The organism is Xylanibacter sp. (genome assembly GCF_057607445.1).
Genome location: NZ_DBLZAX010000014.1, coordinates 24,960 through 47,435 on the forward strand (window position 1 = coordinate 24,960; position 22,476 = coordinate 47,435).

The 22,476-nt window shown below is 41.7% G+C and carries 12 protein-coding genes; 9 read left to right on the top strand and 3 right to left on the bottom strand.

Features of this window, described 5'->3' with window-relative positions:
• Positions 1-136: 136 nt before the first annotated feature.
• Positions 137-1,090, bottom strand: coding sequence for a hypothetical protein (locus ACZMIG_RS11035; RefSeq protein ID WP_486997814.1), 954 nt, complete (start codon positions 1,088-1,090; stop codon positions 137-139).
• A 267-nt stretch (positions 1,091-1,357) separates the two neighbouring features.
• Between ACZMIG_RS11035 and ACZMIG_RS11040 the strand changes: the two genes are divergently transcribed.
• Together ACZMIG_RS11040 and ACZMIG_RS11045 are read left to right on the top strand one after the other, a co-directional pair.
• Positions 1,358-2,929 (top strand): capsule assembly Wzi family protein, encoded by a 1,572-nt coding sequence (locus tag ACZMIG_RS11040; RefSeq protein WP_486997813.1) that lies wholly within the window; start codon positions 1,358-1,360, stop codon positions 2,927-2,929.
• 8 nt (positions 2,930-2,937) lie between these two features.
• Entirely contained in the window at positions 2,938-3,387 is a 450-nt protein-coding gene (locus ACZMIG_RS11045) for a lipocalin-like domain-containing protein (protein WP_487889548.1), read from the top strand.
• Positions 3,388-3,784: 397 nt separating this feature from the next.
• On the opposite strand, the gene ACZMIG_RS11050 is transcribed toward ACZMIG_RS11045, so the two are convergent.
• Positions 3,785-4,912 carry an MraY family glycosyltransferase gene (locus tag ACZMIG_RS11050; RefSeq protein WP_482694072.1) on the bottom strand — a complete coding sequence of 376 codons (1,128 nt, stop codon included), beginning with the start codon at positions 4,910-4,912 and terminating at the stop codon, positions 3,785-3,787.
• Positions 4,913-5,219: 307 nt separating this feature from the next.
• Between ACZMIG_RS11050 and ACZMIG_RS11055 the strand changes: the two genes are divergently transcribed.
• Both ACZMIG_RS11055 and ACZMIG_RS11060 read left to right on the top strand, forming a co-directional pair.
• A complete protein-coding gene (locus ACZMIG_RS11055) occupies positions 5,220-6,509 on the top strand; it encodes a T9SS type A sorting domain-containing protein (protein ID WP_487889549.1) in 1,290 nt (429 codons plus the stop codon).
• A gap of 1,062 nt (positions 6,510-7,571) precedes the next feature.
• Positions 7,572-8,048, top strand: coding sequence for a carboxypeptidase-like regulatory domain-containing protein (locus ACZMIG_RS11060; RefSeq protein ID WP_302433579.1), 477 nt, complete (start codon positions 7,572-7,574; stop codon positions 8,046-8,048).
• A gap of 73 nt (positions 8,049-8,121) precedes the next feature.
• On the opposite strand, the gene ACZMIG_RS11065 is transcribed toward ACZMIG_RS11060, so the two are convergent.
• Positions 8,122-8,802, bottom strand: a complete 681-nt coding sequence (locus ACZMIG_RS11065) for a hypothetical protein (RefSeq protein ID WP_021853976.1) — start codon at positions 8,800-8,802, stop codon at positions 8,122-8,124.
• A gap of 331 nt (positions 8,803-9,133) precedes the next feature.
• Between ACZMIG_RS11065 and ACZMIG_RS11070 the strand changes: the two genes are divergently transcribed.
• The 5 genes from ACZMIG_RS11070 to ACZMIG_RS11090 all read left to right on the top strand — a co-directional run bounded on the left by ACZMIG_RS11070 (position 9,134) and on the right by ACZMIG_RS11090 (position 22,129).
• The gene (locus tag ACZMIG_RS11070; protein WP_487889550.1) at positions 9,134-12,322 is read left to right on the top strand and encodes a pectinesterase family protein; all 3,189 of its coding nucleotides are present in this window, start codon (positions 9,134-9,136) and stop codon (positions 12,320-12,322) included.
• A 554-nt stretch (positions 12,323-12,876) separates the two neighbouring features.
• The gene (locus ACZMIG_RS11075) at positions 12,877-16,113 is read left to right on the top strand and encodes a SusC/RagA family TonB-linked outer membrane protein (RefSeq protein WP_288947846.1); all 3,237 of its coding nucleotides are present in this window, start codon (positions 12,877-12,879) and stop codon (positions 16,111-16,113) included.
• A 20-nt stretch (positions 16,114-16,133) separates the two neighbouring features.
• A complete protein-coding gene (locus tag ACZMIG_RS11080; protein ID WP_418874450.1) occupies positions 16,134-18,107 on the top strand; it encodes a RagB/SusD family nutrient uptake outer membrane protein in 1,974 nt (657 codons plus the stop codon).
• A gap of 21 nt (positions 18,108-18,128) precedes the next feature.
• The gene (locus ACZMIG_RS11085) at positions 18,129-19,823 is read left to right on the top strand and encodes a DUF5123 domain-containing protein (RefSeq protein ID WP_418874449.1); all 1,695 of its coding nucleotides are present in this window, start codon (positions 18,129-18,131) and stop codon (positions 19,821-19,823) included.
• Between the two features lie 167 nt (positions 19,824-19,990).
• Entirely contained in the window at positions 19,991-22,129 is a 2,139-nt protein-coding gene (locus ACZMIG_RS11090) for a pectate lyase family protein (protein ID WP_370799808.1), read from the top strand.
• The last annotated feature ends 347 nt before the right edge of the window (positions 22,130-22,476 follow it).

Here is a 22,476-nt window from a genome sequence, read left to right on the forward strand (position 1 = left end):
TTTCTTCCTCTTGTCGGCAGCATTACTCTTTGTTAACGTCCCTGTTTGTCGTTTATGTTTGCGGCAAATTGTTCTCTTGTGTCAATGATGCCGGGCTCATGCTGTTATGATATTGTCTGTTTGCATGGCTTTGCTTTTATCTTCGTCCGCCAAAGTGTCTGCCGCTGTTTCCGCCAGATGAGCTTTTTCGGCTGCTGCTTCCGCTGCTCTTAAATGAGCGTGTGGGAGTGCTTCTGTTTCCGCTGAAGCTCTTGGTTGACCTCTGTGGACTGAAAGTATTGTTGGGAGTCTTAATCTGGCGGCTGATGCCTTGCCTCCTGTTCCCGTTGAAGTTTATGCTTCCGTTGCCGTTTGGTCTCGGCCTTGCTGTTGTCCGCGTACTGCTTTCACGGTTGTTCCTTCTGAAACTTTTTTGTCCCTTCAGGTTGCTTCCGTTGATGTTCCCTTTTACATTCTGAATGGTTTTTATGTTTTCAGGTCTGCGGTTGAAGTTGCGGCCCCATCCGTTTTCTCTTGGCCGCCTGTTGTCTCTGTCTCTTCCGGAGAAAGCACCTTTATGGCCTCTTCCGTAGTCGCCGCGGTCAAATCTGTCTCTCATGCCGTGGCCTCTGTTTATACTTCCGTGGTTAAACGTGCGCCCTTTATACCAGCTGCATCCTCCGTTATGGTGCCAGCTGTGGCCTCCGCGATATGATATGTATACAGTCGGATGGCTGAAGTAGAAGTAGTCGCGTCGGGGATAGCGGGCGTAAATTGCAAAGTGCCATACTCCAGAAGTCCAGTAAAGCGGGCGGTAGAAGTATGTTGCGGCACAGAATGCCCTGTATTGCCAGTCGAGCAGAATGTAGCTGAAGTCGAGGTTGCGTTGTGTCCAGTATGTGCCGTACAGGTCATCGTATGTGTTGATGCTCATCAGGTAGTCGAGATTCACCTCGTATGCTGCATCATATTGCTCCTCGTTCAGGTTCAGTTCATAGGCCATTTTGTCCGTCAGAAACAGTGCCTGTTCGCGTGCCTGACTATAACTCATCGCCTTTGTTGCGGTGGTGAGTGTCAGCAGGGTTGTCAGTATTATTATAAACTTGTTCATGTCAAAGCCTTTCTGTTTTCTTTTTAACCGTATGCAAAGAAAGCTATAATTATTCATATGTAAAAAGGTTTTTCCCTAACTTCAAGGGGGAAAATCCCTATTTTGTGTTTATTCTGCATGCAGATGCCGTATTTTACGTTATATTCAGTGCTGTTTTATATCTGAAGGTGTGCCGTAAATCCTTTATTTAAAGGATGATATAAGTCTTTTGAATGGTAAATGTAATATTTTTTAATAAATGGCGTTATATATTAAAATTTGTTTTTGATGAAATCATTATTACTCGCTTTATTATTATTGTCATCTGCCGGTCAGGCTTTTTCACAAGGATGGGAAGAAGACAAGCCTGAGAAACTGCGTCTCGACAAGGGACTTAAATATAATGTTGAGATGCAGGCCGACTTCTCTTCTGGAAGTACGCCGCTTTGGCTCAATGCCAACAGATACGGACTTAGTTCGCTCGACGAAACGAACGGATATGTCAGGGCTGGCCTGTTCAGACCCTTACGCACAGATTCGGCCAGACGGTGGGGAGTAGGCTATGGCGTAGATCTTGCCGTGCCTTATAATTATACAAGCAATTTCGTTGTCCAGCAGGCTTTCGTTGAGGCACGCTGGCTTCATGGAGTGCTTACTGTCGGAAGCAAACAGTATCCAATGGAACTAAAGGACGACCGCCTGAGCAGCGGTTCGCAGACGTTCGGCATTAACGCAAGACCTGTGCCACAGGTGCGTCTGGCTCTGCCTGATTATTGGACTCTGCCTTTTGCCAACGGCTGGCTGCACCTAAAGGGACACATTGCCTACGGAATGATGACTGATGACGGATGGCAGCATGACTTTACAGGAAAGAAGAGCAAATATGCCGATAATGTGCTGTATCACAGCAAGGCAGGATATTTGAAGTTTGGAAATGAGAATTTTTTTTGTCCTTTCTCGTTTGAACTTGGACTTGAGATGGCTTCAACTTTCGGCGGAACGTCGTATCTTCCTGACGGAAATGGAGGCATGACAGCCATAAAGGGCGACACCGGTTTCAGTGCATTCTGGAATGCTTTTATTCCAGGCGGAGCAGATGTTGGCGAGACTACCTATCAGAACGCCGAAGGCAATCAGGTAGGAAGCTGGCTCGTGCGCCTTAACTGGGAAGAGGATTTGTGGCGTTTCAGCATCTATGCCGACAAATATTTTGAAGATCATTCAGCCATGTTCCTGGTTGACTATGACGGATATGGCGAGGGAAGCGAGTGGCAGGAAAAGAAGAAAAGCCGCTATCTTCTGTATGACTTTAAAGACATTATGCTTGGTGCAGAGTTCAGAATGAACTATGACAGATGGGTGAACGGCGTGGTGTTTGAGTATATTTATTCGAAATATCAGAGCGGTCCTATTTATCACGACCATACAAGTACGATACCCGACCATATTGGCGGCAAGGATAATTTCTATAATCACGGAATATATACAGGCTGGCAGCATTGGGGACAGGTGATGGGCAATCCGCTCTACCGTTCGCCGCTGTATAATTCAGACGGCACGATATGTGTGAAGGACAACCGCTTCATGGCTTTCCATCTCGGTATAGACGGATGTCCTATTGAGCGCTTTACATATAGATTGCTGGCTTCGTGGCAGGAAGGCCTGGGTACTTATGACGATCCGTATGGCAAGAGCCGCCACAATTTCAGCTTTATGCTTGAGGGACAATACGCCTTCGGCGGCAAACTGCTGAAGGGATGGAGCGTTAAGGGTACCTATGGCATGGATCTTGGCAGCATACTTGGCAACAATTACGGATTTCAGTTGACGGTGGCAAAGACCGGACTTCTTAATTTATAATTACGTATATGAAGATGAAACATTATTACATAAATATTTTTATAGCTTTTGTTGTTTCCATGATGTTTGGGGCGTGTGAGATACGGACGCTGGACAATGGCGACCTTGATGGTATATGGCATTTGACGCGAGTAGACACGCTGGCCACGTCGACCACAGCAGATCTTGGCAATGAGCGAATCTACTGGTCGTTTCAGGCCAGGCTGTTGCAGCTCGACGATAAGTCGGGGATGCATCAGAGCCTGTTGATGAGGTTTGAACATAATGGTGCCACCCTGCGTCTTTACGATCCTTATGTCTATGACCGTGAAAATGGTGACAAGCCCCTTGAGGACATTACGCTGCTTAATCCTTTTGGAATTGTGGCGCCTGACGAGACGTATACCATAGAAAGTCTTAGTGGAAACAAGATGATATTGTTGTCGGGTACTTATCGTATGTATTTCAAAAAATTGTAGTCAGGGTATAAACTTGTACTCCGTTAAGATACAAGTGTAAATATATTATCCGTGGTTTTGGACCACCCTGTCTGAGTGTTTTGGGGATATATACAATTGGCGCCACGCTTTTGGGTGATGTAAATTATAATTATTTGATATCTGTGGCATGAGCCGAGTGCCGTGATTTTGATGTTTCTTGATTTAGTATTTTGAACATTAAAATGGCATTTGCAGGCGGCTCATGCCACATTTTTATTTTTATGCAGTAATGGCTGCAGCGACATGTTTATCTTATCTTGATTTTCGTAACTTATAAAAGATTGTTTCCTGCATTTTAAAAGGTGATGTTATACAAATAAAAAAGCGTCCATTCGCATTGCAAATGGACGCTTTTAATAATCTTGATGATATTTGTTTAACTTTTAACTCTCTCAGAAACAACTTTTATATCGCCTACGTGCAAATGCTTTCTCATTATTATATAGTTGAGCGCAAGGTTCACGCCGATGTATATTAACACGTCTATGATAAACACAACAGTGTTGCTCATTGCCATAAGCATGAAGTGGTTGGCTGCAACATAAAATACAGCCAATAGCAATATTGCTACAAGAGCTTTGTGCTGAGTGCATCCGGCACTCATAAACTTATGGTGAATGTGTGTCTTGTCGGCAGAAAAAGGCGACCTCTTGTGGTAAATCCTCATCATGAAAACCCTGACAACATCAAACATGGGTACCAGAAGAAGGGTGAAGGCTATGATGAAGTCGAACTTGTGGTGAGACATCACAGCCGTATTGTTCATAGAATATTTTATACAGAGAAAACCGAGCAGGTAACCCAGCGTAAGGCTTCCTGAGTCGCCCATGAATATCTTTCGGTTGTTCTCAGCCGATCCGAACAGATTGAAGTACATAAATGCCACAAGCACACCTATCAGGCCTGCAATCAGTATAGAATAGCTCCATACGTTCTGAACGATGAACATATAGAGAAAACCAGACAGGGCTATTATTGACAAACTGGCCGCAAGGCCGTCTATTCCGTCAATAAGGTTGATGGCATTGTCGATAAACACAATAGTAAGCACCGTCAGCGGAAAACCTATATAATAAGGGATCTCATGAATACCGAAAAAACCGTACATATTGTTGATATACAGTCCTGACAAAGGCAGGGCACAGGCTGCGATAATCTGCACGATAAACTTGATGAGCGGCGACAGCCCCAAAATGTCATCAACTATGCCCATTACATATATCATCAGCATGCTCAGCAGGAAATAAATGCTCCACAAGTTGATTGTTACCTGCTTGTCGGTAGTGTTGATTACATACAACGCTGCGGCAAACGACAGCAGCATGCTGGGCATGAAGGATATTCCTCCAAGCCGCGGAATGGCGTTGTGATGTATTTTTCGTGCGTCGGGTATGTCATAAAGCTTACGCGACTTGCAGAAGTTAAGTATCAGCGGGATAAACAAAAAACCGCATATGGCACTGATGATGAATACCCCGATAATGCATAATATGTAGATGTTCATAAGATTTCGTTAGTGCGATTACTTTTTATAAAACCCTAATAATCTTAAAATATTGCATGACTGGATGAATTTATTTTAAATTTATATGACATTTATGCTGTCCCAACTGATGAAAACATTATTTTATCAGTTGATATAATATTTCCATTCTTCCTCTATCAGTCATACTTAATGCTCATAATTTACTTTTTGCATACTTCATTATATGCAATATGGTATAAAATTAATACAGAATGTTTTGTTTATGCAAAAATATAATTAGTTTTGCACAAATTACGTATGTATACAAGTTTACTTAATTAGATTTATGAGTAAAATCATTTTTACGATTTTGAGTTTGTTTGCATTTATGGTTGCAAATGCACAGGTGTGGGACGGTACTGCAAAGGCTTGGGCAAAAGGAAGCGGAACCGAAGCAGACCCGTATCTCATTGAGACAGGAGAAAATCTGGCTTATCTGGCAGAGACTGTTACTGCCGGAGAAACTTATGAAGGTGTGTTCTTTAAACTTGTAAACAGTCTTGACATGGGAGGTGGACTGCATAAGTTTTCGCCTATAGGCTTTTTTAACGAGTATGCTGATCTGGAAAATCCGGGTCAGATGATTGACGAGTCAAAATATTTTTTAGGCGTTTTTGACGGCAATGGTAAAACCGTGGACAACGTGCACATATATTTTATAGACGCCCAAAACAGCGTAGGCGGCACAGGACTCTTTGCCTGTATATCAAAAAATGCCGTAGTGAAGAATCTTACAATAGGCAAAAATTCGGTTGTTGAAGGCACCGACGGCTCTGGCGCTGTTGTTGGAGCAATGACTGGTGGCAGGATTGAGAACTGCGTAAACAAGGCATCTATAGCAATAACCCAGGGCCTGGGGCAGGGTGGCATCGTCGGCACAATGTATGGCGGCACGGTGTCAGGCTGCATCAATGACGCTGATATTGCGGGCAGTACAGACCTAGGCGGCATTGCAGGATATGTAGACCGTGGAGGAGTAATCGAAAATTGTTATAACAGGGGCAATATAGTCTTTACCGGATTTTTTGCAGGCGGACTTGTCGGCTTCCTGGTAGACGGTACATTGAGAAACTGCTATAACTGTGGAGAGATATTAAGCGATTTTACTGGCAATGCTGTTGTAGGCACTACAGAAGACGGTGTTGTAATAGAAAATTGCTATTATCTTGAAACAGAAGAAGGAGCCGCTGATGAGAATAGTGCTGTTGTCAAGAAGACGGCAGACGAGATGAAGAGCGATGATTTCCTATATGCGCTTGACAACGGACAAAATGCATGGAAGAAAGACGCAAACGGCATTAATAATGGATTTCCGCTACTAAGCTGGCAAGATGAAAGTACTGTATCTGTAGGCTCAGTCTTGCAGGAAGACAAAATCGGGCTTGTTGTGTCAGGCCATAATGTCTCAGCTTCTGTAGAAGGCGCTTACAGAATTGTGGTAACAGATCTCAGCGGGAAAACAATAGCAGACAAAATTATTGACGGAGGCTCATTGTATGTTCCGGTTAAAGGCCTTTATGTAGTAACGGTCTATGCGAAAGGAAAAAGCGAGAGCTGCAAGATTATCATAAAGTAGCAGGCTACATTGTGAACGCATAAATCCACAACTGAGATATAATAGATGTCGGCGGACAGAACTTTAGATATGCCGCAAATGAGCGGAAGATGCATCTGGCAAAAAGGAGAATGTTTATTTTGTCCCGTGTTTGTTTGGGGCATACATCTTCTGCCGGCATGAGAAAGATATTTAAGTTAGCATTATAATTTGAAGATGTTTACGGAGCAGCATACTCCGCTATAAAACATCTTAATGATTCATGGACGTTTTATAATATTTTTTACTGTCCGTTCTTGGCGATTAAAAGCATATTTCTCTTTGTTGAAGGAGAGGTATGCTTTTAATTATATAATAAGAACCTTTCGGTCCGATTTTCTTTGTTTATTATATAAGTCTGTCATCATGCCATAAAAATGGTGATGGCTGTGAGCTTTACACGATGAAGTGTTATAACTTTATGCGCATGACAAACTACAACCAAAGATGAACTTTAATAAAGGCAGTGACAACTTGATTTGGATTTAAAAAAGATTTGGAAACAAATATAGTTTTAACACGGAGAGCAGTCAACAAAATCCAGTATACTGCAATATATAGCAAACAAAATTAGATACACTGTAAAAGATCAAAAATAAACGATTGAGTTTTACATAAAAACTCGGCCATTTACGGTTAAAAAGTGGCCGAGTTACGATGCATAAACCGGCCATTAACAGTTTGAAGGTAAATGCGTGTTGATTGCTTAAAGAATTGTTGTGTGACTATGCGTAAACACCCTATCTGTAATCTTTAGTGATTGAAATGGTTACAGTTTTTTATGCTATATTTCTGCTGTTGGTTTAAATTGTGAAAAATAGTTCTCAAACAGATGCTTTTATCCGGATAGATAGTCTGGCTGATTTGTTATATTGAATATTCCTTTATATGGATATATGCATGTTGCATAACCTCATCTTGTTCATGGTCTTAATGGGCTTAAAACTACGTGAAAGTTTTATAATTGGCCGTCTGCCATGTTATTTCGAGCCTATAAAATTCTTATATTTGCATGAATTCCTTTTGAGGTTAAATATTGGATGTATGTTTCTTGTCAGACTTTTTGGCTGTCTCGTGTTATTGTTGATATGCATTGATGGCAGTGCACAAATAACAGGTGTGGTCTTCGATATGGAGACCAAACGTCAGATAGCCGGTGTAAGAGTGTATATCAATCCGAAAGGAACCGTGATTACCGATTCAAGAGGACGTTTTGTAATCAGTCAGCCGTGTAACGGCGTCACTTTTTCACATGTAAGTTATGAAAGCAGGGCATACAGCCGAAAGGAACTTTGTGACACAATATGGCTTATGCCCAAACTCAACCGGCTCGATGAGGTTGTCATTACGGCAAAGGCACCTATAGTGTGCATCAAAAAGGGTGAGGTGTCTAAATATGCAAAACAGTTTAAGGCCCCGTCGGGCTTGTTCTCGTTTGATATGTTCAAGCTCTTTGATTTTAAGGGGCATAAGCACGAAAAGAGACGCAAGCGTCTTGAAAAGATACTGAAGGATTATTGATCGTGTAAATAAAAAGAGACAAAGTCGTTTTGAGCTTTGTCCCTTTCATTTATTATAACGTAAACTATATTATTTACTTATTGATGAATTTTTTGCCGTTCTGGATAAGGATGCCTTTTGTTTCTTTGCTTACACGCTGACCGGCAAGGTTGTATACAGGAGCGTTGGCGTCAACGTTGTCTTTTGTTATGTCGTAGATGCCAGTAGATCCGCCTGTTGAGAAGATGAAGCCGTAGAAACTCATCTTAGAACCTTTCATGTAAAGATAGTAAGTGCTGTTTGCCTTAACGTCGAAGTTTACATATCCGTAGAATTTCTCTGCGAGAGTGTTGTCCTCTGCAAGTTCAACAGTTTCGCCGTCTTTGTTAACCAGAGTGAAGTCTGTTCCGGGTGTCATATATGCGCCGTCGCATACTGCACGGAACTCTTTACCGTTACCGATAACGGCACCAACTTTCAGTGAGCCGTCTACTGCAGGCTTGAATTCATAGTATGTTCCAGAAACAGGAATTATACCATCTTCTCCGAAAGCAGCATTGCTGTTTCCTTGTGTGTAGGCAACAAATTCAGGAAGGTTAGTGTTGCTTTTGTTCTCCTTGAATCCGGTTCCGAGTGTGACAGTGATGTTCTCAACGTCTGTTATCACCATGTTGTCTTCAGGTGTAGACCCATCGTCAGGTACAGCGTAAGTTCCTTGCGCATTAGCACATACAGCCATCATAGCAGCTGCTACAAGAGTAAAAATTTTTTTCATAAGACTTAATTTTTTAGTTAATAATTTGATTTGTAAAAAAGATATAATATTTTATTCTATTCCACGTAGCTTGTTGTTTCGCTGCAAAGATAATAATTTATTTTAATAAGATGCTTTTTAAGGGATAAAAATCGAAAATATTTTATCTTTTGGCATGTTTTGTGTTAATGGTTTTAATCAGCATTTTCATTAAAGATGAAGTTGTCGCCATATTTTTATTAATTTTTATCGTATATTTGTTTTTTATTCATATCTTTGCACGCAACAAACGAACTTTATATAAGTATTGAAAAATAATTTACTAAAATATATTAACTAACCTAATTTAAATATGAGAAAATCGTTACAAAAAGTGACCCTCATGTGCCTTTTTGCGCTGTTTGCAATCGTAGCTAAGGCACAGAATGATGTTACTGCGTTGTGGGACTGGGAGCATAACAGTCCTTTAGGCATTTGTGCCAGTACGAATTTTGAAGGCAAGACTGGCGACCTGAAATCTAACGTTGATGGTGTTGTGCTGCATGTAGACGCCACAAACGGCAAATTGAACGCAGAGAAAAACAATTATGCACAGTTTAATCAGGGAACAATCCTGCAGGTTCCTGTAAAATCTGTAAACGATGTTGTTACAGTGAAGTCTTATCCCGGTCAGTATAAGTTTACTGTGGGCGGAGTTGCTGCAACGTCAGATGTAACAACTTATAATGTTAAAAGTAAGGATCTGGAGAAAGGCTATGTTGAGGTAATAGCAACCGGAGGTTCTTATCTTTATAGTGTTCAGGTTAAATTCATCTCAAACATTCAGGAAAAGGAATTGTATTCTACCAATTTTTCTGAATGGGGAGATTATGAGACCGCTGCCAAAGAAGAAGAAACTGTTGTAAAGTGGAATACCAAGTACAGCCATGAGGAGATATCATTCTCAATCTTCAATACACAGATTGGCGCAAGCAACTTTAATGTTGGTAAATTCCCTGATTGGACTGGCGGTATGCTGATGGCCGCAAAGAGTGACAATCCTTATATTATTACTTCAAAACTTGCTTCTGTAACAAAGGTTCACTTTATACATGGTGCCACAGGCGGAAATCGTGGCTGGAAACTTTGGGCTAAAGGTGACGGCGATGCCGACTGGGTTATCCTGTCGGAAAGTGTGGCTAATCCGGCTGCCGGCTGTGAAGTTACATGTGATGTCAACAGAACAAACTGTCAGCTGAAGTTTACTAATATCACAACCAATCAGAATGCATATCTTCTGCAGCTTGACATTTATGGTAATGTAGACATGTCGCTTACTCCGTCTCTCGGAACTTTCTCTTACAATAACGAGACATACCATGCAGCTGATATCTTCGAAGAGACATCTGCCGGCGTGCTGACTACAACTATCGAGGTGCCCAATGCAACTCCACTGCCTTCTTTGGAGAATCCTGTAACAGATATAACTTGCGACAATGGTGAGGTTGACGGTGACGTTACATACGAAACTGTCGGCGAAACATCTGTCGTTACAATAAAGGTGAAGGCCAACGAGGACGTTATGACATATAAGATTACTTTCGTTCACAAGCCTTACTTCACCCTTACCTATTATAATATAGACGGAAGCGTGCTGGAAAATTCACAGAAAGTGGAGAAAGATGCAAGCATCGCTACATTGAGAGATGATGAAGGGGTTACTGTTGCTGAAGGAAAGAAATTCCGCGGCTGGTTTGCAGAGGCAGATGGTGGACGTAAGTTTACTATAGATGATGTCGTTACTTCTGACCTTAATCTTTATGCAGGTGTTACAGAAATAGAGACAGAAAGCACATCTGCACGCTATACATTCAATCTCACTGACGAATATTTCTATGATGAAGACCATGAGGCGTTTAACGCTGAGAAGGCCCAGTTCCACGATACTGCACACGGATGGACACTCGAGTCAAACGGCAAGATAGACTTGTTGGTCGGCGGTCATGCTTATATTATTGCAACACTGTGCCGTTACAGCAAGCAGGATGCTACACTCACTCTCTATGATGCAGAAGGCAATGAGGTTGCTACTGCTCCCGGATATGATTCAACAGACGGCAAGAGCGTTATGCTCGAATATAAAGGTCAGGCAGGAACTGTCACTCTTAAGTCAAGCAATGAAATTTATCTGCACAAACTCGTGATAGCAAATGTTGAAGATTCTCCTATTGAGATGAACGAGCAGGGCTATTATGTAGTTAAACCAAACGACGGCGGTAACTTCCTTACAACTCTTGAAATCGCAAACGCTGCTTCTTCTTCAGACAAGCGTACCTATGTGTTCGTGCCGGACGGAACTTATGATCTCGGCAACGCCGTGCTTACACCTATATCAGGAAACAATATCTCTGTAATCGGTCAGAGCATGGATAACACAATAATCGTAAACGAGGCTGAGCAGGAAGGTATCGGAGTTTCTGCAACATTCCTCATTACAGGTGAAAATACTTATCTGCAGGATCTTACCCTGAAGAATGCTTACGACTACTACAAACCCGGATTTGCCGGCCGTGCCGTTGTTATCCAGGACAAGGGTAAGCACACTGTCTGCAAGAATGTACGCATGCTTTCTTATCAGGACACATATTATTCAAACAGCAACTCAAACTTCTATTTCGAGAATTCTGACATTCACGGAACGGTAGACTTTATCTGCGGTGAGGGTGATGTGTTCTTTAACAACTGTACACTTACTGTAGAACCCCGCAATGCCGACGGCTCAGGTGAATGTACGCTTACTGCTCCTTCTACAAATTCATCAGAGGGAAACAAGTTTGGTTATGTATTCAGCGGTTGTACAATTGACAGCAAGGCAGAGAAGTTTAACTACGGCCGTGCATGGAACAACACCCCGCGCTGTGCTTACATAAATACAACTCTGCTGCAGCCTGAGCGTCTTAACGAAAACAGATGGACTCTCGGTGGAATGAACGTGCCTGCAGATAAATTTGTAGAGTATAACACTATGGATCAGAGCGGAAAGGTTATTTCGCCAGCTTCACTTGTTTGTACATTTACAAAGGACAGCAAGAGCAATACTTATGAAACAATACTTACAGCTGAACAGGCTGAAGAATACTCACTCGAGACTATCTCTAAATCATGGAACTGGTATCCGGCAACATATACAGCTCAGAAGAGCATGGACGTGCTGAAGGCTGACGGAAACAAACTTACATGGAATGCTGTTGACGGAGCTTTGGCTTATGCCGTGTTCAGAAATGGTGAGTTCGTCGGAATGACAACATCAGCTTCTTATGACATCACAGAAGGAAATGCTTCTGAGTATTCTGTACGTGCTGCTAATGAGTGTGGAGGTTTCGGCCCGGGTTCAACAACAGCTACAGGTATATCTGATTCTGTTGTAGCCGGTGGTGATGTTGTCCGCACATCATATTACAATGTGCAGGGTGCCCGTGTTGGCAGCTCTTATAAAGGTATTGTTATTAAAGTAGAAACGTTGAAAGACGGTAAGCAGATAGCAACCAAAATTATTAGATAGTTATTAAAGGCTTTTAGACGTAATGGTGGATGCGCTTAAATGTGTATCCACCATTTTTATTTTAGAATGTTTGTATGCATTAGTCTCTGTCTGTCATTGTATTTTTATGCTGCATTTATTTTGTTCCTTTTGTCCGTCGCTTTTTATCTGTTGATTATTTGAACATACGAAAAGTTAATACTTTCACATCCTTTTTACCTACATCCTAATTAACAATCTTTTGTTGTAGTCGTATTCATGAAGATTTATATATGTTAATAAAATTATGGGTTTTATATATTTAAATTTTTTATGTATAAAATAATGATTTTGTTTTGTGGAATGTATTTTTTTCGTATCTTTGCAGGCAAAACTATCAAACTTATAAAAACTAATATCAAAAAACAAGGTAATAACAATGTAAATGTTTGTTTGATGAGCCTTTATTATGCGATATAGAGTACGTAAGGGTCCGGCGCTTGGCTGTTTTGGACATGCCATAATTGCGCCCTTTATGGTGGTTTTGTCGTAAGATGAATTTATATTTTTTATTTTTAATTAAATTAATAACATTTATGTCTGGTAATTTGAAAACTTTTCGAATTGTGCTTTTAGTGCTTTTCACTTTTGTGGTGAGCGGTCTTTCTGCACAAACAGTTAAAGGTAATGTGAAGGACACCAACGGTGAGCCGATCATCGGTGTGACTGTCCAGGAGAAAGGTACCAAGAATGTCGCCGTGACAGATCTTGATGGAAATTTCTCTATTAAAACAACCGGCGACGGACAGTTGCAGTTTTCATACATCGGTATGAAGGCTAAGACTGTAAATGCTGCCGGAAAATCAAACATCAACGTTGTACTTGAAGATGAGGCAACAAATCTTGATGACGTTGTCGTTATCGGTTATGGTACAGTTAAGAAAAGAGACTTGACTGGTTCTGTTGCATCAGTTAGTGCTGAAGACATCGCAAACATTCCTGTTTCAAGCGTAAGTGAGGCTATGACAGGTAAAATGGCCGGTGTTAACATCACAACAACAGAAGGTTCTCCTGACGCCGACATCAAGATTCGTGTGCGTGGTGGAGGTTCTTTGTCTCAGGACAACTCACCTCTTTATATAGTAGACGGCTTCCCTGTTGAGAGCATCAGCGACATCGCACCCAGCGAAATTCAGAGCATCGACGTATTGAAGGATGCTTCGTCTACTGCTATTTATGGTGCGCGTGGTGCAAACGGTGTAATCATCGTTACAACAAAGAGCGGTAAAGAGGGTAAGACTCAGGTTAACTTCAATGCATCTCTGGGATGGAAGAAGGTTACTAAGCTTATCAAGACAATGGATCCTTACAACTATGCATATTATCAGTATGAACTTGGTAATGATGCTTACGGAAACTATGATGACCTTGATATCTGGAAGTCAATCGAAGGACGTGACTATCAGGATGAACTTTTCGGACGTACAGGTTTACAGAAACAATACAATGTTAATGTTAGCGGTGGTTCAAAAGAAATCAAGTATAACGTAGGTTTCTCTCACAACGATGAAAAGAGCATCATGCTCGGTTCTGGTTATGCAAAGAACAATGTTAACGCAAAAATCAATGCTACACTTAACGAATGGTTGACTCTTGACTTCAACGGCCGTATGGCTTTCACAAAGCTCAAAGGTCTTAATGGTGGTGCTGACACCAACGAAAGCAATGCTGCAAACTCTGCTGTAGCAAACTCTGTTAAGTGGAATCCTGTTGAGGCTTTGGTTTCTGTTGATGATGACAGCGAAAACAGCTCTAATACACGACGCAATCCGGTTGAGCGTATCAGCGATACATATAAGTATCAGGAGCGTTTCTCTCAGAACTATAATGTAGGTTTGAACTGGAAACCTTTCAAGAACATTACATTCCGTACTGAATTCGGTTACGGCTGGAAATATAATGATACAGACCAGGTTTGGGGTGCAAGAGCCGTTACAAACTCTAAATATGGATATAACGGACAGCCGCAGGCTATGTTTGTAAGACTGGAGAATAAGAACTGGCGCAATGCTAACACTGTTACTTACGATAACAGAAAATTGTTCGGTGGCCGTGATCATATTAACGTAATGATCGGTCAGGAGTGGAGCAGTTCACGTGATATTACACGTACAAATGTTTCTGTTGCATTCCCAGAGGAAATGACAATCGATGAGGTTCTTGCAAACACAGCAGCAGGTACAGCTCTTCCAAACGAAGGCGATATTGAGGCACAGGAAAACATCCTTTCATACTTCGGCCGTATTAATTATACAATGGCTGACAAATATCTTGCAACATTCACTCTCCGTGCTGACGGTTCAAGTAAGTTTGGCAAGAATAACCGTTGGGGCTGGTTCCCTTCACTTGCATTGGCATGGCGTATGTCAGAAGAGAACTTCATGAAGGGTGCATCTGACTGGCTCTCTAACTTGAAGCTTCGTCTGAGCTTTGGTACAGCAGGTAACAACCGTATTAATTCAGGATTGCTCGAGCCCTTATATTCAATGGCTTCTAATACATCAAAGGCTCCCGAGTTCAACGGCGTTACAGGTTCAATGCTTGAGCATGGTAAATATCTTTATAATCCTGACTTGAAATGGGAAACAACCATAACACGTAACTTGGGTATTGACTTCGGTTTCTGGAATAACAGAATCAGCGGTACTTTGGATTTCTACTGGAATACAACAAAGGATCTGCTTATGGAAACAGTAATTCCTTCAAGCACAGGATATGAAACTCAGTTCCAGAACTTTGGTAAGACATCAAACAAGGGTGTTGAACTTGCAATCAACGCTGTACTTGTTGACAAGAAGAACTTTGGATTGAACTTTAATTTCAATATTTCTTACAACCGCAACAAGATTGAAGAACTTAACAGCGGCAGCCCATGGCAGAGCTCAAGTTGGAGTGGTAAGACTCTTGAGCAGTATGAGGACTTCCGTGTTGTTGCCGGTGGTCGTCTGGGAGAACTTTGGGGATACAAGACAAATGGTTATTATACCGTTTATGATCCTGCCACAGGCACAGGTGACCTCGTGCTGAATGCAAATGGAACATGGTCTTTGCGTGAAGGACTGAAAGACAACAGTTATACTTACTTTGGCGGTCTCTATCCTGGCGTTCTTAAAGTTCAGGTTGACGAAAATGGTGATCCTATAAAGCAGCGTCTTGGCAATACTGTTGCTCCTACGACAGGTGGTTTCGGATTTGACGGTCGCATAGGTAACTTTGACTTCAACGTATTCTTTAACTATTCTCTTGGCAACAAGTTGGTTAACGGTACAAAACTTGCAAACTCTTTCTATGCAGGTTCAAGCAAGAACTACAACCTGGTTGCAGACTTCAATCTTGAGAACCGTTATACATGGATCGACCCTGAGACAGGTCTTAACTTAGGTCGTCCTTCAACAAACACTATTGCTGCTTATGGTAGCGCTGAGGCTGTTATGGCACGTCTGAACGAAATCAACCAGGGTAAGGTTATGTATAACCCTGCAGGTGTTTCAAAGATGTACCTTATTGATTATGCAGTTGAGGATGCTTCATTCTTGCGCGTACAGAATATTACAGTAGGATATACACTTCCTAAGAAGTGGGTTAAGGCTATGAATATTGAGAATATCAGACTCTATTTCACAGGTTATAACCTCTTCTGTATCACAGGATATGATGGCTATGATCCTGAAGTTGATACAAGCAGTAAGAAGACTCCTATGTGTCCTGGTATAGATTATGCGGCATATCCTAAGAGCCGTACATTTGTAGGAGGTATTAACGTAACATTCTAAATTTTAAGAATATAGAAATTATGAAAAAGATATTTTCAATGATGATTCTTTCTGCGGGAATTTTGGGACTTTCATCTTGTTCTGATTTCCTGGATCAGAATTCTCCTTCGGAAATGAATCAAACAACTGTGTATAACTCAACATATTACACAAGTTTGCGTGTGAATAAACTTTATGGTGGTATGGGCCAAGACCGTACTTATTCACAGGATTGGAGTATTACAACCAATATAAACAGTGATATCGAGCTTGTAGACGGTCTCGGAAACGGTGCTTATGAAGCAGGTAACCGTGGTGCCGGAAACTATAATGTTTCTACAGGATGGAGCACTCTTACAGATGAGTGGACTGCAATGTATGGAATCATTGAGGATGCTAATGATATTATTGAAGGCATTCGTCAGAGCCCACTTTTTGTTGAAGGCAATGATTCATACCAGGAAATGGGCCGTTATCTCGGTGAAGCTTTGACTATCAGAGCTATGGTATATTTTGACATGTTGCGTTACTGGGGTGATATTCCTATGAAACTCGAAACATCTCAGCCTGATTTGAGCAATGCGTTCATGGCCAAGACTGACCGTGATGTTATTATGGACACATTGATGGTTGACCTTGATGAAGCTACAAAACTTTTGCCTTGGGCAGGTGAGAACGGATATACCACAGAGCATGTAACAAAAGGCTATGCTCACGCCCTGTTGGCACAGATAGCGATGACACGTGCAGGCTATGCTATACGTGAGAAGGCTAAGGACGGATATGAGACAGCTAGTTATTCAGATCCTGTGTATCCGACACAGCGTCCTGGTGCAGAGGAGCGTAAGGCTCTCTATGAGAAAGCGTTGAAGCATCTTACAGCCGTTATCGTATCTGGCAAGCACCAGTTGAATCCTTCGTTCGAAAATGAGTGGTATCTTATCAATCAGCAGACATTGGATTTGACATATCAGGAGAACTTGTTCGAGATACCTATGAAATATAACGTTACAAGTGAGCTTGGTTATACAATTGGTGTGCGTATCACAAAGGATAATGCTACATTTGGTAATGGTAACTCTAGCGGTAAAGTTAAGTTGACAGCTCCTTTCTTCTATTCTTATAAGCAGAACGATACACGCCGTGACGTAACTGTTGCTCCTTATGAAATCACTACTACAAGCGGTAGCGACAATAGAGCTGAGCAGGCTGTTGAAAAGATGCTTAAGAATGCTCCATTTGGACTTTATGTAGGAAAATGGAATCCGAGATGGATGTCTGAAACATGGCTTTCTGACAACCAGAAGATTGACTCAAAGCACATGACTGGTATCAATCCTGTTAAGATGCGTTATTCTAATGTACTGCTTTTCTATGCAGAGTGTATGAACGAATTGGCTGGAGGTCCTGATGCAACATATCCTGATAATGCTGGCTTGACAGCCCGTCAGGCTTTGGCTCTCGTACATGAGCGTGCTTACGATGACGAGCATAAGGCTGAAGCTCAGGCTTATGTGGCTTCTCTTCCGTCAGATAAGGAAGGATTCTTCAACGATGGTATCGTACAGGAGAATGCATGGGAGTTTGCAGGTGAAGGCTTCCGCAAATATGATCTGATTCGTTGGAACCTGCTTGTTCAGAAGATTTATGAGTTTAAGCAGACATATCTGCGTCAGCTTGCTGATGGAACATATCCTGAAAAAGTGTTCTTCAACTATACAGATGACTCAAAGAGTCGTATCGATTTCTCTTCTGTGACATGGTATACACCTGTCGAGGAAGTTAATGAGGCAGATTATCAAGACAGCTGCGACTGGTTCGGAAAGGCTGATCTTGAATCAGGAACAGATACTCAGGTAAATACAAACCTTCCTTCTATATGTAGCGGACTTGTTGGCAATGATGTAAATTCGATGGATGCAGGTGTTGCAGTTAAGAATCGTTATTTGATGCCTATAAGTTTGACAACAATCTCTGACTCACAGGGATACTTAAGTAACTCATACGGTTATTAATTTACAGTAAATTAAAAAAGGATGAAAACTATTAATAAATTTTTCAGTTCAATACTGATAATGTTTTTAGGTCTCTCTGTGGTTTCTTGTACGGACGGAAACGACTGGGGCTTGGACAGTGCTTTTGACAGATTGTTTGGAGTTGGAGAGGACGACATTACTGTTGAAACAACTGCAACAACTGCAACTGTTACTTTCTCGGCAATGTCTGCCACAAAGGACTCTTTATATTTTGTTATCGAGGTCAGCAAAGACTCTTTGTATGACGAAATTGCAATGGGCGGTGAGCGTGCCAAAGTTTTTGGACTGAACAAAGAAATCAGAAAGTCTCCTGTTGTTCTGACAGGTCTTGACGGTGATTCTAAGTATTATATGCGAATAAAGACAATGTCTGATACAAAGGCAGAGTCTAAGTGGGTTTATTATAAAGAAGGTGAATCTTTTAAAACTCAGGCAGAGCAGATCTTTGATGAGGTGCTGGCTGATGACTATACAGATTCTGAGGTTACATTACGCTGGAATGCACCGGCTGATTCTGTAACAAACATCCTGGTTGTTCAGGGCACAGACACAACTGACTATGTGTTGACTGAAACAGATAAGGCAGAACAAACTCATACGTTTACAGGTCTGACTCCTCTGACAACTTACACCTTTATAATATATAATGGTGAGGCTAAGCGTGGTACACAGACTGTTACAACTTCTGCTGCACCTCCTGCTGCAAGTTATACAGAGTATCTTGATGCTGACATTGAAAGATTCAACCAGGCTCTTATGGATGAAATCCTGTCAAAAGCTCAGGCTGCAACAGGTTCTGGTAATGTAAGCGTTACAATTGTATTCCCGGCAGACAAGACAATTGAGGTTATTGGTGATGATACTCAGAGCGATCCGGGTGCACTTACAGTTCCTGACGGAATGTCTGTTAACTTCTTTGGCCGTGGTGGTGGTGAAACACCTGTATTGCGTCTGCTGAAGAGCATTGACATCGCTGGTTCACATAACTTCATAACATTCCAGCATCTGAAGATTGTAGATGACGGTTCTGGCGCAAACTATCTGATTAACCAGAGCAAGGCTTGTACTGTAGACAAGATTGAATTCACTGACTGTGAAGTTTCTGGTATGAAGAATACTTTCTTCCGCCTGCAGGGCAGCGAGGCTAAGGTTATCAACAATCTGGTTATTGATAACTGCTTGATGCATGATCTTGGCTCAGGATATTCATTCATACATGTTGATGACAATGGAAACCAGGCTGTATATGTTAACAACATTAAGATGACAAACAGCACTTTCTGGAATATCTGTGTTACGGGTAAGACCTTTATCTATAGTGAGAAAGTGAACATGAGCTCAATCTACATGGAGTATTGTACTTTCTATAACAACAACGGTAGTGGTCAGTACTTTATCGATTTCAACGATAAGACCTATGGTCCTGAGACGTTCTCTGTATTTAACTGCGTATTCGGTAAGACTCCGGATGAGGCAACAAACAAGAACATCAGAGCAAAGATTGAACCTGAAGTTGTGAACTCATATTGCGCAAGCGACTTCTATAAGTCTAAGGGCTTCCCCAACATAACAATTCTTGATTACACATCAGATAAGTTGTTTGTTGATCCGGCAAATGCAGACTTCCACTTCATTTCAGGAACATTAGATAATTCAGGTGCTGGTGACCCAAGATGGTGGCCCGCAGCAGAATAATCATTCATAAAATCAAAGAGGGGCAGGGCTTTTCTGCTCCTCTTTGATTTTCGTTTATTAGCATAGTTGGGTATAATATTATAGATAAATTTATTTTACTCATCTCACGGGCTTTATCAGTTCGTTGTTTTAATAATAAAGAAACTATTTTTCGTTGTTTACATTTTATGTATAAAACAAGTTTTATTTTTAAGGTATTATCATTATTGTTGTGCTTGTCTTCTTTTCAGACAGCATACTCGCAGGATAAGCCGATAGCCTTTCCAGGTGCTGAAGGTTTTGGACGTTATACCACAGGTGGACGAGGTGGTGCTGTATACCATGTAACCAATCTTAATGACAGCGGTACAGGATCATTTCGTTGGGCGTGCGAACGTAGTGGAATTAGGACCATCGTTTTTGATGTGTCTGGTACAATACATTTGAAGAGTGAACTCAAACTGCGTAACGGTAACGTGACGATTGCCGGACAGACAGCTCCTGGTGACGGTATATGCATTGCTGATCATCCTTTTGTAATAGCTACGGATAATGTTATTATGCGTTTTTTGCGTTTCCGACTTGGAAACAAATATGTAGATGACCATGAAGGCGATGGTCTTGGAGGTACTGACAACAAGAATATAATTGTCGACCATTGTTCTGTAAGCTGGAGCATAGATGAGTGCTTGTCTGTATACGGAAGCGAGAACACAACAGTTCAGTGGTGTATTGCTGCGCAGAGTCTTCGTGAGTCAGGCCATTCAAAGGGTGCTCATGGATATGGCGGTAACTGGGGTGGTTCCGGTGCAACTTATCACCACAATCTTCTTGCTCACCATGAGTCACGCGCTCCGCGCCTTGGCCCGCGCCCTGATACACAGACAGATGAGCGTATGGATATGCGCAACAATGTTATATACAACTGGGCCGGAAATGGATGTTACGGCGGTGAAGGCATGAATGTTAACATTGTGAACAATTATTATAAGCCAGGACCTGCTACAAATACAAGGAAGACTGATATGCAGAAGAGGATAGCAGGAATCGGCATCCGTACTTCTGAATACACAGATCACGATACAGACAAACCTAATGAATGGGATGTAATGTGGCACGTCTGGGGCGACTTTTATGTAGACGGAAATGTAAATCCAAAATATTCTGATGTTACTAATGACAACTGGACATACGGTATTTACAATCAGATAAGCAACAGTGGCAACGACAATACGTTCACACAGGAGACCCGCGACACGATGCGCTTGTCAGAACCATTGACGTTTGAGGCTGTAACAACACATTCGGCTGAGATGGCTTATGACAGGGTGCTTGCCTATGCAGGTGCGTCACTGCACAGAGACTGGGTAGACGAACTCGTTGTAAACGATACGCGTAATGGCGGTGCGTCATGCACAGGTACATCAAGTGCAACAAGCAAGTTGCCGGGCATTATTGACAGCCAGGACGACTTGAAGCAGGCTTTCCCTGATGCAGGAGATGATTGGAGCGCATGGCCTGAACTGAAATCTGAGGCAGCTCCGTTAGATACCGATGGCGACGGCATGCCTGATGCATGGGAAGACGCAAACGGACTTGACAAGAATAATGCCAGTGACGGAAAGACCATAGGAGCTGACGGATATTCAAATCTTGAGAGATACATGAACAGTATTGTTGCCGAGATAATGGAGGCTGGCAATGAAGGCGGAACGCTTCTTAGCGGCAATCAGATTTATGATGATGACAACGACCCGTCAGATGGTGAGACTGTTGTTTATGAACTTTCATCAGATACATATCTTAATTCTGATTCTGGAAATTCTGCTTTATGGATTTTCAACAACGGTTTCAGCATTTCTAATGATGGTGGTAAAGGCTATTCGAAAGGCGAGCAGGGCTGTGTCAAGTATTCAAGCGGAGTGCAGTTTACAGTGAACATTCCTTCAGGCAAGAAGGTTACAAAAGTAGGCATCTATGGATACGACAACTATGCTGACGGTGACAGCTATCTTGCAGAGCTTAACGGCATGGAATATTCAGAGACTGACTATGTGTTCCCGGCAAAAATAGGCACAACTCCGGTGTATAAGTCTTATGATATAGAACTTGTTTCACCTGCCGAAGGCACACTTACGTTTAAGGCAGCCGGCAAGCAGTGTGTATGGAAACTTTCTCTCACAACAACAACTCCAACCGGCATCTCTGAAATCAATACTGATGAAAAGAATGCAGGAAAGATATATAATCTGCAGGGTGTAGAAATGAAAGGTTCATTGCAGCCCGGAATATATATCCGTAACGGCAAGAAGTTTGTTGTTAAATAGAATGTTTAAACAGCAGATAAAATAATTATTAAGGCAGAAGTCATTATCATAATGGCTTCTGCCTTTTTGTTTTAAAAAGCGTTTGTAGGAAGTTCTTATTTTCTGTTTTGTCAGAATTATTCAGACTGATTTTGGATTAGCAGACAATAATCCGCTTAATATAAAGCACCATTTTGGCTTGATTATGATGACTGACTAGAAGCCTGTTGATTAGGCTTTGTTCCCTGTTTTGGTTCATTTGCATTTTGTTTTGTATATAAACAGATGAACCATATAAAAAACATTTTGTGATATTTTTACTTTTCTTTGGTTTTAAGTATCTTTGCATATGTGATAAATCGTGACTT

Bases quoted from the DNA above. Each gene is read 5' to 3' on its own strand.
- ACZMIG_RS11080 (WP_418874450.1), top strand. From the start codon at position 16,134: ATGAAAAAGATATTTTCAATGATGATTCTTTCTGCGGGAATTTTGGGA.
- ACZMIG_RS11035 (WP_486997814.1), bottom strand. From the start codon at position 1,090: ATGAACAAGTTTATAATAATACTGACAACCCTGCTGACACTCACCACC.
- ACZMIG_RS11065 (WP_021853976.1), bottom strand. From the start codon at position 8,802: ATGAAAAAAATTTTTACTCTTGTAGCAGCTGCTATGATGGCTGTATGT.
- ACZMIG_RS11060 (WP_302433579.1), top strand. From the start codon at position 7,572: ATGTTTCTTGTCAGACTTTTTGGCTGTCTCGTGTTATTGTTGATATGC.
- ACZMIG_RS11045 (WP_487889548.1), top strand. From the start codon at position 2,938: ATGAAGATGAAACATTATTACATAAATATTTTTATAGCTTTTGTTGTT.
- ACZMIG_RS11055 (WP_487889549.1), top strand. From the start codon at position 5,220: ATGAGTAAAATCATTTTTACGATTTTGAGTTTGTTTGCATTTATGGTT.
- ACZMIG_RS11075 (WP_288947846.1), top strand. From the start codon at position 12,877: ATGTCTGGTAATTTGAAAACTTTTCGAATTGTGCTTTTAGTGCTTTTC.
- ACZMIG_RS11040 (WP_486997813.1), top strand. From the start codon at position 1,358: ATGAAATCATTATTACTCGCTTTATTATTATTGTCATCTGCCGGTCAG.
- ACZMIG_RS11050 (WP_482694072.1), bottom strand. From the start codon at position 4,912: ATGAACATCTACATATTATGCATTATCGGGGTATTCATCATCAGTGCC.
- ACZMIG_RS11090 (WP_370799808.1), top strand. From the start codon at position 19,991: ATGTATAAAACAAGTTTTATTTTTAAGGTATTATCATTATTGTTGTGC.
- ACZMIG_RS11070 (WP_487889550.1), top strand. From the start codon at position 9,134: ATGAGAAAATCGTTACAAAAAGTGACCCTCATGTGCCTTTTTGCGCTG.
- ACZMIG_RS11085 (WP_418874449.1), top strand. From the start codon at position 18,129: ATGAAAACTATTAATAAATTTTTCAGTTCAATACTGATAATGTTTTTA.